The organism is Enterobacter sp. Li2LvB3 (assembly GCF_056156645.1).
Genome location: NZ_JBSICG010000024.1, coordinates 1 through 13,115 on the forward strand (window position 1 = coordinate 1; position 13,115 = coordinate 13,115).

The window sequence follows — 13,115 nt, forward strand, 5'->3', positions numbered from 1 at the left end:
TGACAAGCATAAAATTCAAAAAACTTTTCGTTCGCTCACTTTTCAAACTTTGCGCTTATTTTACCTTCGAATTGACCGTTAATTGTGCGATTTCACGCGCAAAACTGGCAACCTGCGCCCAGTCGGTATAGACCACTTCTTTACGGGTATCCGTTTCACCGCCAGTCATCTTCATAATTAGACGGATCATAAAGCGGTCATACCAGCGATAACGTGGGTAACGCAGCGCACCGGCGAATACGGCACACAGATCTGGCTGCCACGGAGAGCCCAGCAAAAACTTACGCGTGTAGCTGTTCGTCTGTGGTGTGCGTTTCTCAGCTTTACGCGCAACCAGGTTTACGGAATAGAAAGCGCCCGGCAATGCATTCAGCACCGCCGTATGCTTTTTCACAAAGCTATCCAACGCAGGATGGAAATGCCCGTAACGAATAGACGCTCCAATGACCACGCGATCGTAGTCTTGCCAGCTAATCTCTTCTGTACGGTTCAGGTTCACGACATCTGCGTAAACCCCCAGCTCTTTTAATTCAGAAGCCAGATAAGAGGCAATCTCACGCGTTTGCCCGTCACGTGTGGAGAATAGAATAAGTGTTTTCAACAATGACTCCCTTACTCGCGCCAGAATGTTGGGGTAAACAGCACCAGCAGCGTAAAGACCTCAAGACGCCCGAACAACATGTTGGCAATTAAGATCCATTTTGCCACCGGGTTCATACTGGCAAAGTTATCCGCCACTACGCCCAGCCCTGGCCCCAGGTTATTAAGCGTTGCCACCACGGACGCGAATGCAGAGAAATCATCCACACCGGTTGCAATAATGGCGAGCATACTGACGATAAAGACCAGCGCATAGGCAGAGAAGAACCCCCACACCGCTTCGAGGATACGTTCCGGTAGCGCGCGGTTCCCCAGTTTGATGCTGTAAACCGCGTTCGGGTGCACCAGGCGTTTCAGCTCACGGTTCCCCTGCTTAAACAGCAGCAGGATACGAATGACCTTCAGACCACCGCCCGTAGACCCGGCACAACCACCAATAAATGCAGAACAGAGCAACAGCACAGGCAGGAACAACGGCCAGCGCGCAATGCTGTCGGTTGTGAAGCCCGCCGTTGTCGCCATCGATACAACCTGGAAGAAGGCCTGATTGAGCGTGGTGATTGCCGAGTTATAGACATCATGAAGCCACAGCACCAGGGTGCAGATGACGACCAGGGTAAGCTGGACGCCAATAAACATGCGGAATTCCGGGTCGCGCCAGTAGACCTTCAGGCTACGCCCGCTCAGTAAAGAGAAGTGCAAACCATAGTTACAACCGGAGATCAGCAGGAAGATGGCAATAATGGTGTTGATTGTCGGGCTGTCGAAGTAGCCCACACTGGCGTCATGCGTAGAGAAACCGCCAATGGCGATTGTGGCAAAGCTATGGCCAATGGCATCAAAGGCAGGCATCCCGGCAAACCACAGCGCCAGTGCGCAGGCAATCGTCAGTAAGACGTAGATAAGCCACAGCGTTTTCGCCGTTTCGGCAATACGTGGGCGCATCTTATTATCTTTCAGCGGACCAGGCATTTCGGCGCGATACAACTGCATCCCACCGACACCCAGAATCGGCAGAATGGCCACGGCCAGGACAATGATCCCCATGCCGCCGAACCATTGCAGCATTTGCCGGTAGAAGAGAATAGCGTGAGGTAATGAATCCAGCCCCACCAGCGTGGTTGCCCCGGTGGTGGTTAAGCCTGAGAACGATTCAAAGAAAGCGTCCGTGATGGTCAGATTCGGTTGCTCAGCAAAGATGAAAGGTAGCGCACCCACGCTCCCCAGCACCGTCCAGAACAAGACGACAATCAAAAACCCTTCGCGGGATTTCAGTTCACCTTTCTCACGACGGTTAGGCCACCAGAGCATCGAACCGATCATCAATGCGACAAAGAACGTCTGGGTAAACGCACGCCCCGCACCGTCCCGGTAGATAAGTGCCACCAGTCCAGGGAGAATCATCGTCCCGGAAAAGAGTATGACCAGCAGTCCAACGATTCGGGTAATGGCACGAAAATGCATCTCTGCCGCTTCCTTAGGAATTCAAAAAGTAAGGTGGGGATTATTCTTCAATCGGCAGCAATTGCAACGAACCACGACTAAAATCAGCCAGCTTTGCTGAAAAAGCATCCAGTTCTGCCTGAGGAAGCGCCACACGCAACTGTACTGTCGCCTGGTAATCACTGTGCGTAATCACGCCATTAAATTGCTTTAGCAGGGTTTCGATACCCGATAACTGAGCGTAATCGCACAGCAAAGTATATTCGGTGAGTGGCGTTTTGCGGGTTGTTATCAGCAGATGAAGTGCCTGTTGAACGCCGCCACCGTAGGCTTTAACCAGCCCACCCGTTCCGAGCAAAATGCCGCCATAGTAGCGAACCACTACAGCGGTTATCTCTCCCACACCACTTCCCATTAACTGAGAAAGCATGGGCTTACCGGCAGTGCCTGCCGGTTCACCATCATCAGAAAATCCCAGTTGCTGCGAGTCATCCGGTGGCCCGGCCACCCACGCGACACAGTGGTGACGCGCATCAGGGTGTTGTGCGCGAACGGACTCCACAAACGCCTTTGCCGCCTCTACGCCGTCGGTGTGTGCCAACAGCGTAATAAAACGGCTTTTCTTGATTTCCTCAACAAAGGTGACCGGTTCCGCCGGTATCAGCCAGCTTTCCATCAGGCCAGTTTCAGATCTCGCGTCATGTTCTCGACACCGTTTTCGTGGATAACCACGTTATCTTCGATACGAATACCGCCAAACGGTTTCAGCGCTTCAATTTTTTCCCAGTTGAAGTGCTTGCTGAACTGGCCTTCACGCCACGGCGCCAACAGGGATTCGATAAAGTAGATACCCGGTTCAATGGTCAACACCATACGCGGCTCGATAATACGCGTGCAGCGCAGATAAGGATATCTAGACGGTGCCGCCAGATGTGTGCCCGTGTCATCCTGCATGAAGCCTGCGACATCATGAACCTGAAGACCCAGCGGGTGACCAATACCGTGCGGCATGAATGGCCCGGTCAGGTTGTTTTCCACCATCGCTTCTTCGCTCATATCCTTCACAATCTGGTGCTTACGCAGCAGTTTTGCGATGCGCTGATGGAACTGGATGTGGTAATCCACATAGCTGGTTCCCGCTTTCATGGTGCTGATAAGCGCCAGTTGCTCGTCATTTACGTCTTTGATCAGATGTGCAAAATCGGTATCACCGTTGGCGGCCCAGGTACGGGTCAGGTCAGCGGCATAGCCGTTGTACTCAGCGCCCGCATCCAGCAGGAAGCTGCGCATCTCAGACGGAACATGATGATCCAGTTTGGTGTAGTGCAGAACGGACGCGTGCTCATTCAGCGCCACGATGTTGCTGTACGGCACATCGGTATCACGATGACCGGTTGCCGTCAGGTATGCCTGGTTAATATCGAACTCGCTCATGTCAGACAGGAACGCTTCATGCGCAGCACGGTGGCCCGTCACCGCTGTTTTTTGCGCTTCACGCATACAGAAGAGTTCGTAATCAGTTTTATAAGCGCGGTAATAGTGCAGATAATCCAGAACCCCTTTCGGATTCAGTTTGTCAGCCGGAATATCCAGGCCCAGCGCACGCTCTGGCACAGGTCCAATATAGGCAATATTGCCACGCGCAGCGGGCAACTGGCTGCCAATCCCGTCGGCTTTCGGCAGCGCGATAACGTCCACTTCTTCGGTCCAGAAGGTCGTTGGCAGCGGCTCAACGTTGTGCCAGTAATCCACCGGCAGATAGAACCACAGCTTCGGCTTGTTCACGCCATCAACCAGCAACCAGCAATTTGGAACCTGTGTCACCGGCACCCAGGCTTTAAACTGCGGGTTGACCTTAAACGGATAAGCATGGTCATCAAGGAAGGTATTCATCAGTTCGCCGGAGTGGATCAGCAGGGCATCCAGCTTAAAACGAGCCAGTACATCGCGGGTACGTTCCTGTAAGGTAACGATATGATTTTTATAGAGCACAGCCAGTGAGTCCATCATTTTTCCTTTCGTTTTTTCGACCTCAAGTCTTCGCATCTTAGCACACCTGCCCTCACCTGCGTGATTTCCACCGAGCGTGATCAATGCAGCAATTTTTTAATGAGTGATTTGCATTTTATTAACATAAATTCCACACTCCGTCTCATCTGGTATGACCAGATCCAATTGCTGGATTCAGGAGACTGACATGCTCTACAAAGGCGACACCCTGTACCTCAACTGGCTGGAAGATGGCATTGCCGAACTGGTGTTCGATGCCCCCGGCTCAGTGAACAAGCTCGATACCGCGACGGTGGCCAGTCTTGGCCAGGCGCTGGATGTACTTGAAAAGCAATCTGATTTAAAAGGGCTGCTGCTGCGCTCTAACAAAGCGGCCTTTATTGTCGGTGCCGATATTACCGAATTCTTGTCTCTGTTCCTGGTGCCAGAAGAACAGCTGAGCCAGTGGCTGCATTTTGCCAACAGCGTGTTTAACCGCCTGGAAGATTTACCTGTTCCGACGATCTCCGCCGTTAACGGCTACGCGTTGGGCGGTGGCTGCGAATGTGTGCTGGCCACCGATTATCGTCTGGCGACACCTGACCTGCGTATCGGCCTGCCTGAAACTAAGCTGGGCATCATGCCGGGCTTTGGCGGCTCTGTACGTATGCCACGCATGCTGGGTGCCGATAGCGCCCTGGAAATTATTGCTGCGGGCAAAGATGTCGGCGCGGAACAAGCACAGAAAATTGGCCTGGTAGATGGCGTCGTTAAGCCAGAAAAACTGGTTGAAGGTGCTATCGCCATTCTGCGTCAGGCTATTAATGGCGATCTCGACTGGAAAGCGAAACGCCAGCCGAAGCTTGAACCCTTAAAGCTCAGCAAAATTGAAGCGGCCATGAGTTTCACCATTGCCAAAGGCATGGTGATGCAGACCGCAGGTAAACACTACCCGGCACCTATCACGGCGGTAAAAACCATTGAAGCCGCTGCCCGCTTTGGCCGGGAAGAAGCACTTAAATTAGAAAACCAGAGCTTCGTTCCGCTGGCGCATACCAACGAAGCGCGCGCTCTGGTGGGCATCTTCCTGAACGACCAGTTCGTTAAAGGAAAAGCCAAACAGCTGACCAAAAACGTCGAAACCCCGAAACACGCGGCGGTACTGGGCGCAGGCATTATGGGTGGCGGTATCGCCTGGCAGTCGGCCTGGAAAGGCGTGCCGGTAGTGATGAAAGACATCAGCGAAAAATCCCTGACGCTGGGCATGACCGAAGCGGCCAAATTGCTCAACAAGCAGCTTGAGCGCGGCAAGATTGATGGTCTGAAACTGGCGGGTGTGATCTCCACTATCCAGCCAACCCTGGAATACAGCGGTTTCGATCGCGTTGACGTGGTTGTCGAAGCCGTTGTTGAGAACCCAAAAGTTAAAAAAGCGGTCCTGGCAGAAACGGAAGATAAGGTTCGCCCGGATACAGTTCTGGCGTCGAACACCTCTACCATCCCGATTAGCGAACTGGCAAGCGTACTGAAGCGCCCGGAAAACTTCTGTGGTATGCACTTCTTTAACCCAGTTCACCGGATGCCGCTGGTTGAAGTCATTCGCGGGGAAAAAACGTCTGATGACACCCTTGCTAAAGTGGTGGCATGGGCCAGCAAAATGGGTAAAACGCCGATCGTGGTGAACGACTGCCCTGGTTTCTTTGTGAACCGCGTGCTGTTCCCTTACTTTGCCGGTTTTAGCCAGCTGCTGCGCGACGGTGCGGATTTCCGCAAAGTCGACAAAGTGATGGAAAAACAGTTCGGCTGGCCGATGGGCCCGGCGTATCTGCTGGATGTAGTCGGTATCGACACGGCGCATCACGCGCAGGCCGTCATGGCCGCGGGCTTCCCGCAGCGCATGAGCAAAGATTATCGCGATGCCATCGACGCCATGTTCGATGCCAACCGTTTTGGCCAGAAAAACGGTCTGGGCTTCTGGCGTTATAAAGAAGACAGCAAAGGTAAGCCGAAGAAAGAAGAAGATGCGGCGGTGGATAGCCTGCTGGCGGACGTCAGTGCGCCAAACCGCGACTTCACTGACGACGAGATTATCGCTCGCATGATGATCCCAATGGTGAACGAAGTGGTGCGTTGTCTGGAAGAAGGCATCATCGCAAGCCCGGCAGAAGCGGATATGGCGCTGGTCTATGGCCTCGGTTTCCCTCCGTTCCACGGCGGTGCGTTCCGCTGGCTGGATACGCTTGGCAGCGCGAAGTACCTCGATATGGCCCAGCAGTATCAGCACCTCGGCCCGCTCTATGCCGTGCCGGAAGGTCTGCGCAATAAAGCGCGCCATAACGAACCCTACTATCCAGCAGTTGAGCCTGCCCGTCCGGTTGGCGAGCTGAAAACGGCTTAAGGAGTCACAATGGAAAAGGTTGTCATTGTCGATGCAATTCGCACCCCGATGGGCCGTTCAAAAGGCGGCGCATTCCGTAACGTTCGCGCGGAAGATCTCTCCGCGCACCTGATGCGTAGCCTGCTGGCGCGTAATCCGGCGCTGGATCCCACCGCGCTGGACGATATCTACTGGGGCTGCGTGCAGCAAACCCTGGAGCAAGGTTTTAACATCGCCCGTAACGCAGCATTGCTGGCTGAAATCCCGCATTCGGTACCGGCGGTAACCGTTAACCGCCTGTGTGGCTCGTCAATGCAGGCGCTGCACGATGCTGCCCGTATGATCATGACCGGCGATGCGCAGGCTTGCATGATTGGTGGCGTGGAACATATGGGTCATGTGCCGATGAGCCATGGTGTCGATTTCCACCCGGGTATGAGCCGTAACGTGGCGAAAGCAGCGGGCATGATGGGGCTGACTGCTGAGATGCTCTCGCGAATGCACGGCATTAGCCGTGAAATGCAGGACGCCTTCGCTGCGCGCTCCCACGCCCGCGCCTGGGCCGCCACGCAGTCTGGCGCATTTAAAAACGAGATTATCCCAACCGGTGGGCATGACGCTGACGGCGTACTGAAGCAGTTCAGCTACGACGAAGTGATCCGCCCGGAAACCACAGTCGAGGCACTTTCCACACTGCGCCCGGCATTTGATCCGGTCACAGGCACGGTAACCGCCGGCACATCATCTGCCCTTTCCGACGGTGCCGCCGCGATGCTGGTGATGAGCGAAAGCCGCGCCCGCGAATTAGGCCTGACGCCACGTGCGCGTATTCGTTCAATGGCAGTGGTCGGCTGTGATCCGTCGATTATGGGTTATGGCCCGGTTCCGGCCTCGAAACTGGCGCTGAAAAAAGCGGGATTAACCGCCAGCGATATCGACCTGTTCGAGATGAACGAAGCCTTTGCCGCACAGATCTTGCCGTGCATTAAAGATCTGGGGCTGATGGACAAGATCGATGAGAAGATTAACCTCAACGGCGGCGCGATCGCACTCGGTCACCCGCTGGGTTGTTCCGGTGCACGTATCAGCACTACCCTGATTAACCTGATGGAACGCCAGGATGCCCAGTTTGGTCTGGCAACCATGTGTATCGGCTTGGGTCAGGGGATCGCAACGGTGTTTGAGAGGGTTTAAATCCAGGAAATTATCTCAAAGCCAATGACGTCAGAACAAGGCGGCAAACGAGCGAATCCCGATGAGCTTACAAGAGTAAGTGATTCGGGTGAGCGAGCGCAGCCAACGCAGTTATGGCGTCATTGGCGAAGAGAGAAGGTTTAGTTGCCGTTCTTCCCGCCTGTCAGGGGCGGGTTTTTTATTTCGTTTACTTAGATAAACGCAAATGCATCGCCGAACAGGCGGTCTTCACGCGCACCACGTTCGTTACAGAACAGGTCACGGGCAATTTTCGCCATCTCAAAACGACCCGCGATATAGATATCGTGCTCCGCCAGCGTGCCGTAATCCTGCAATACTGCCGTCAGCACCGTACCGCTGCGCCCACGCCAGCCCTCTTCAGGCTGCTCGACAACCGGCTCAATACGCAGGTTCGGGTGGTTAATGCTCAGCGCTTCCAGCTCGGACAGATCGTAGAGATGTTTCTCTTCGCGACCACCCCAGTAGATGGTGATATCACGGTCTGGATTGCGCGCGAGTGCGGTCAACAGAATAGAGCGGGCGTAAGAGAAACCGGTGCCGCCCGCAATCAGGATCAGCGGACGGTCTTCGTCTTCACGCAGCCAGGCGTCACCGTGAGGAATATCCACCAGGATTTCGCGCTCTTTCAGAATGCGATCCATCACGGCCATCGCATACAGGTTAAGCTCTGACGCACCGATATGAAGCTCGATGAATTCCTGCTCTGCTGGCGTAGAGGCCATAGAGAAAGGACGCTTATCTCGTTCATCCATCACGACCATTAAGTACTGACCAGCGCGGAAAGAGAATGCCGCTTCTGGCACTAAACGGACGCGATATACGGTGTCGGTGATAGCATCTACCGAGGTCACTTTACAGCTTAAGGTTGTCATTCGCTCTCTCTGTCGGGAAGTCTATAGGGCTTAACGGTCAGATTCGGTTTTACCGTTATTCATTATGGCCAGTTCGTCCCAGATCGCGTCAATTCGCGCGGTCACGGCAGGATCTTTTTTGATCGGGCGACCCCATTCACGGTCGGTTTCGCCAGGCCATTTGTTTGTGGCATCCAGTCCCATTTTTGAGCCAAGACCGGAAACCGGCGAGGCAAAATCCAGATAATCAATCGGGGTGTTTTCCACTAACACCGTGTCACGTGCCGGATCCATACGCGTGGTGATGGCCCAGATAACGTCATTCCAGTCGCGGGCATTGACGTCATCATCACAGACAATAACAAACTTGGTATACATAAACTGGCGCAGGAAAGACCATACGCCCATCATCACGCGTTTAGCGTGACCCGCATATTGCTTCTTCATTGTGACCACAGCCAGGCGATAAGAACACCCTTCCGGCGGCAGATAGAAATCAACAATTTCCGGGAACTGCTTTTGCAAAATAGGCACGAACACTTCGTTCAGCGCTACGCCCAGAACGGCCGGTTCATCCGGTGGACGGCCGGTATACGTCGAGTGATAAATAGCATCTTCACGCTGGGTGATGTGGGTAACGGTAAACACCGGGAAGTTATCGACTTCATTGTAATAACCCGTGTGATCGCCATATGGCCCTTCCGGTGCCATTTCACCCTGCTCAATGTAGCCTTCCAGCACAATTTCCGCACTGGCCGGTACTTCCAGGACATTGGAAATGCACTTCACCACTTCGGTTTTGGTACCGCGCAGCAAACCTGCGAACGCGTACTCGGAAAGCGTATCAGGAACAGGCGTAACCGCACCCAGGATGGTCGCCGGATCGGCGCCCAGGGCAACAGACACCGGGAAACGCTCGCCTGGGTGTTCAGCACACCACTCCTGGAAATCCAGCGCGCCGCCGCGATGCGACAGCCAGCGCATAATCAGCTTGTTTTTACCAATCAGCTGCTGGCGATAAATGCCGAGGTTTTGCCGCTCTTTGTACGGGCCACGCGTAACGGTCAGTCCCCAGGTAATAAGCGGCGCAGCATCTTCGGGCCAGCACTGCATAATAGGAATTTTAGTCAGATCAACCGCCTCACCTTCCAGCACTTTTTGCTGGCACGGCGCACCGCGCAGACGTTTGGTTGGCATATTCAACACCTGCTTAAATTGCGGCAGTTTGTCGAACAGGTCGCGGAAGCCTTTTGGTGGCTCCGGCTCTTTCAGAAAGGCCAGCAGTTTGCCCACTTCACGTAACGCAGCCACATCCTCTTGCCCCATGCCCAACGCCACACGACGTGGTGTGCCAAACAGATTGCACAGCACCGGCATGGAGTAGCCTTTTGGGTTTTCAAATAACAGCGCAGGGCCACCGGCACGCAGGGTGCGGTCAGCAATTTCTGTCATTTCCAGATAAGGATCAACAGGAAGTGTAATGCGTTTGAGTTCGCCCTGCTTTTCCAGCAGCGCCAGGAAGTCGCGTAGATCGTGGTATTTCATGCAGTTAGTCATGGCCTCTCTGTAAGCGCTTCATTATACGGCGTAAGACTGCGTGATGCTGTAATTTTGTTAAATTAGCGTGAAGTTCCGCGTCTTACTCCACTTTCGGCCATTATAATCAACTTAGCGATCGCGCCAGGGTTTTGATATGCTTGCGCCCCGAACTAAGGGAAAGAGTGATTATGCAGGCCTGGTATTTACTGTATTGCAAACGCGGGCAGCTTCAGCGCGCACAAGAACATCTTGAACGTCAGTCAGTGCATTGCCTGACGCCGGTGATCACGCTTGAAAAAATGCAGCGTGGGAAACGTGCGATGGTCAGCGAACCTCTTTTCCCGAACTATCTGTTCGTCGAGTTCGACCCGGAAGTGATCCACACCACCACCATCAGCGCCACGCGCGGCGTCAGCCACTTTGTGCGTTTTGGCGCGCACCCGGCAAGAGTTCCGTCAACGGTCATTCACCAGCTTTCGGTCTACCAGCAACCTGAAGATATCACCGATCCAGAAACGCCTTACACCGGTGATGACGTGGTGATCACCGAAGGCGCATTCGAAGGGTTACAGGCCATTTTCTCTGAGCCGGACGGCGAAGCACGCTCCATGCTGTTGCTCAATTTGTTGAACAAGCAGGTACTTCAGAGCGTCAAAAACACCGATTTTCGCAAAATTTAAAACTGCACGCCGAACAGGCGGCGCACGTTGTCATCCGTTTGTTCCGCCAGCCACTGTGGTTCTTCTCTACGCCAGCGCGCCACGCTTTCAACAATATGCCCCAGGAATGCCGGTTCGTTACGTCGTGAAGACGGTTTTGGCGAGAGGTCACGGGGCAAAAGATAAGGCGCGTCCGTTTCAACCAACAGCCGTTCGGCAGGAATAACAGGCAGCAACTCACGCAGCTCCAGCCCACGTCGTTCATCACAAACCCAACCCGTTACCCCCAGATATAGCCCCCGGTTCAGGCAATCCAGGGCTTCCTGTCGGGAGCCGGTAAAGCAGTGCAGTACCGCACCAGGCAGCTTATCCAGCCAGGGTTCAAGCAGCGCCAGAAAACGTTCATGGGCATCACGGCAGTGCATAAACACCGGCATCCCCAGTTCGGCTGCCAGCGCAAGCTGAGCGGTAAAGGCGTGTTCTTGTTCAGCGGGGGTGGAAAAGTTGCGATTGAAATCCAGCCCGCATTCGCCAATCGCCACCACTTCCGGCGTGTTTGCCAGTGTATGAAGGGTTTCGGCGCTCTCTGCATTCCAGGTACTGCTGTCATGTGGATGCACACCCGCAGTTGACCAGCAGTGTGGATAATGCCGGGCAAGCAGCTGCGCCTGTTCGCTTTCACGCAGGCTGGTTCCCGTCAGCAGCATGCCTTTCACCCCCGCGGAGAAGGCGCGAGCGACAACGTCATCGCGATCTTTGGCAAACTGAGAGCTGGTGAGATTAAGGCCGATATCAAACATGTGGTTTCCCATGTAAAAACCGCCCTGACGGGCGGCTGGTTTTACTCTTCAGTGGTCTTGTCTGACTCGTCGTCTTCTTCGCCTTCCTGTGGGCGTCGTTTGCCGACATAGAACCGCGAGAAGAACACACCGACCTCAAACAGACAGTACATCGGTATGGCCAGAAGCGTTTGCGAGAACACATCCGGCGGCGTCAGCAGCATGCCGACCACGAATGCCCCGACCAGAATATACGGGCGTTTCTTACGCAGGTCTTCCGGCGTGGTCACGCCGACCCAGCACAGCAGCACAATCGCCACCGGGACTTCAAACGCCACGCCAAACGCCATAAACAGCGCCATGACAAAGCTGAGGTAGCTGGCGATATCCGTCGATACCTGCACTCCTTCCGGCGCAGTATGCGTCAGGAAGCCAAAGGCCAGAGGGAAGACAACGAAATAAGCAAACGCCATACCGATATAGAACAGCAGCGAACTGGACACCAGCAGCGGGATCACCAGCTTGCGTTCATGTTTGTACAACGCCGGAGCCACAAACGCCCAGACCTGGTACAAAATAACTGGTGCAGCCGCAATCAGCGATACCCAGAAGGTCAGCTTAATGGGGGTAAAGAACGGCGAAGCAACGTCCGTTGCGATCATCGTTGCACCCAGCGGCATTTGCTTAATCAGCGGCGCAGAAACCACCTGGTAGATATCGTTGGCGAAATAGACCAACCCTAAGAAAATGATGCAAACCGCAATAATGCAGTTCAGCAGGCGCTTGCGCAGTTCAATAAGGTGCGCAATAAGCGGTTGAGTATCATCTACTGCCATGTTTACGCTTTATCACTCGACGAGGGGGATGATTCGGAAACAGACGCAGCAGCTTTAGCTTCAGTCGCCGAAGTGTTAACAACGGGCTCTTCCGGCTGCACCTGTTTTTTCACTTCAGGTTCCTGCGGCGTCTGTTCAGGTGCTGCGGCCTGATGCTCTGCGCTGGCAGGGGTCACCCCCTCTCGCTGCGCCTCGCTCTCTTTTACCACCGGGTTATGGATGGTATTCGCTTCATCGCTCGCTTTTTCAGGATCGTTAACGCTGTAAGAGCGTTTCATGGATTCCGCGGCTTCACGCAGTTCATCCATCGAGGCTTTGAGCTCTGGCGTCAGGTTATCCATGCTCGCCTTCTCAACCTTTTTCAGGCTGTCCTGAAACTCCTGAAGCTTAAGCTCCTGTGCCAGCTCGTTTTGTACCGTGGTGGCAAGCGATCGAAGCGCACGCACCCAACCCGCAACCGTTTTTACCGCAACGGGTAAACGCTGCGGGCCCAGCACAATCAGGCCAATCACCAAGACCAGCAGCAGTTCACCAAAACCAATGTCGAACACGAATTACACCTGCTCATTATCGTGGCGTTTAGCGTCTTCCTTTTTGGCTTCATCTTGCTTGTCGGTAATGGATTTCGCAGTAAAGTCAGCATCCTGGCTGGATTTTTTCTGCTTATCTTCATCATCACTCATCGCTTTCTTGAAGCCTTTGATGGACGCGCCGAGGTCGGAACCGATGGAACCGAGCTTTTTGGTGCCAAACAGCAGCACGACGATGACGGCAATGATCACCAATTGCCAGATACTGATACCACCCATACATGTTCCTCAGTGATA

At 54.1% G+C, this 13,115-nt stretch carries 13 protein-coding genes; 3 read left to right on the top strand and 10 right to left on the bottom strand.

Features of this window, described 5'->3' with window-relative positions; translation table 11 throughout:
• Positions 1-55 precede the first annotated feature (55 nt).
• The 4 genes from hemG to pepQ are packed head-to-tail and all read right to left on the bottom strand — an operon-like array spanning position 56 to position 4,050.
• Positions 56-601: a menaquinone-dependent protoporphyrinogen IX dehydrogenase gene (gene hemG / locus ACS603_RS18210; RefSeq protein ID WP_182062909.1), complete on the bottom strand. Its 546-nt coding sequence runs from the start codon at positions 599-601 to the stop codon at positions 56-58.
• An 11-nt stretch (positions 602-612) separates the two neighbouring features.
• A complete protein-coding gene (gene trkH, locus ACS603_RS18215; RefSeq protein ID WP_182062910.1) occupies positions 613-2,064 on the bottom strand; it encodes a Trk system potassium transporter TrkH in 1,452 nt (483 codons plus the stop codon).
• Positions 2,065-2,104: 40 nt separating this feature from the next.
• Positions 2,105-2,719, bottom strand: coding sequence for an IMPACT family protein (locus ACS603_RS18220; RefSeq protein ID WP_474944684.1), 615 nt, complete (start codon positions 2,717-2,719; stop codon positions 2,105-2,107).
• Positions 2,719-4,050, bottom strand: coding sequence for a Xaa-Pro dipeptidase (pepQ, locus tag ACS603_RS18225; RefSeq protein ID WP_474944697.1), 1,332 nt, complete (start codon positions 4,048-4,050; stop codon positions 2,719-2,721). The genes ACS603_RS18220 and pepQ overlap by 1 nt, the downstream gene beginning before the upstream one ends.
• A gap of 190 nt (positions 4,051-4,240) precedes the next feature.
• Here pepQ and fadB point away from each other — a divergent pair, with 190 nt between their 5' ends.
• Entirely contained in the window at positions 4,241-6,430 is a 2,190-nt protein-coding gene (fadB, locus tag ACS603_RS18230; protein WP_474944685.1) for a fatty acid oxidation complex subunit alpha FadB, read from the top strand.
• A gap of 9 nt (positions 6,431-6,439) precedes the next feature.
• Positions 6,440-7,603 carry an acetyl-CoA C-acyltransferase FadA gene (gene fadA, locus ACS603_RS18235; protein WP_182062913.1) on the top strand — a complete coding sequence of 388 codons (1,164 nt, stop codon included), beginning with the start codon at positions 6,440-6,442 and terminating at the stop codon, positions 7,601-7,603.
• Between the two features lie 191 nt (positions 7,604-7,794).
• On the opposite strand, the gene fre is transcribed toward fadA, so the two are convergent.
• Complete coding sequence (gene fre / locus ACS603_RS18240) at positions 7,795-8,496, bottom strand: NAD(P)H-flavin reductase (protein WP_014072244.1); 702 nt, start codon at positions 8,494-8,496, stop codon at positions 7,795-7,797.
• A 30-nt stretch (positions 8,497-8,526) separates the two neighbouring features.
• Positions 8,527-10,032: a 4-hydroxy-3-polyprenylbenzoate decarboxylase gene (gene ubiD, locus ACS603_RS18245; protein WP_474944686.1), complete on the bottom strand. Its 1,506-nt coding sequence runs from the start codon at positions 10,030-10,032 to the stop codon at positions 8,527-8,529.
• Positions 10,033-10,202: 170 nt separating this feature from the next.
• Here ubiD and rfaH point away from each other — a divergent pair, with 170 nt between their 5' ends.
• Entirely contained in the window at positions 10,203-10,694 is a 492-nt protein-coding gene (gene rfaH, locus ACS603_RS18250; RefSeq protein ID WP_182062915.1) for a transcription/translation regulatory transformer protein RfaH, read from the top strand.
• Here rfaH and tatD read toward each other — a convergent pair.
• From tatD to tatA, 4 genes are read right to left on the bottom strand one after another with little or no spacing between them, the layout of a single operon-like run.
• Complete coding sequence (gene tatD, locus ACS603_RS18255) at positions 10,691-11,473, bottom strand: 3'-5' ssDNA/RNA exonuclease TatD (RefSeq protein ID WP_474944687.1); 783 nt, start codon at positions 11,471-11,473, stop codon at positions 10,691-10,693. The genes rfaH and tatD overlap by 4 nt on opposite strands.
• A gap of 41 nt (positions 11,474-11,514) precedes the next feature.
• Positions 11,515-12,288, bottom strand: a complete 774-nt coding sequence (gene tatC / locus ACS603_RS18260) for a Sec-independent protein translocase subunit TatC (protein ID WP_182062917.1) — start codon at positions 12,286-12,288, stop codon at positions 11,515-11,517.
• A gap of 2 nt (positions 12,289-12,290) precedes the next feature.
• On the bottom strand, positions 12,291-12,839 hold the full coding sequence (gene tatB / locus ACS603_RS18265; protein ID WP_182062918.1) for a Sec-independent protein translocase protein TatB: 549 nt from the start codon (positions 12,837-12,839) through the stop codon (positions 12,291-12,293).
• 3 nt (positions 12,840-12,842) lie between these two features.
• On the bottom strand, positions 12,843-13,097 hold the full coding sequence (gene tatA / locus ACS603_RS18270; protein WP_182062919.1) for a Sec-independent protein translocase subunit TatA: 255 nt from the start codon (positions 13,095-13,097) through the stop codon (positions 12,843-12,845).
• Between the last annotated feature and the right edge of the window lie 18 nt (positions 13,098-13,115).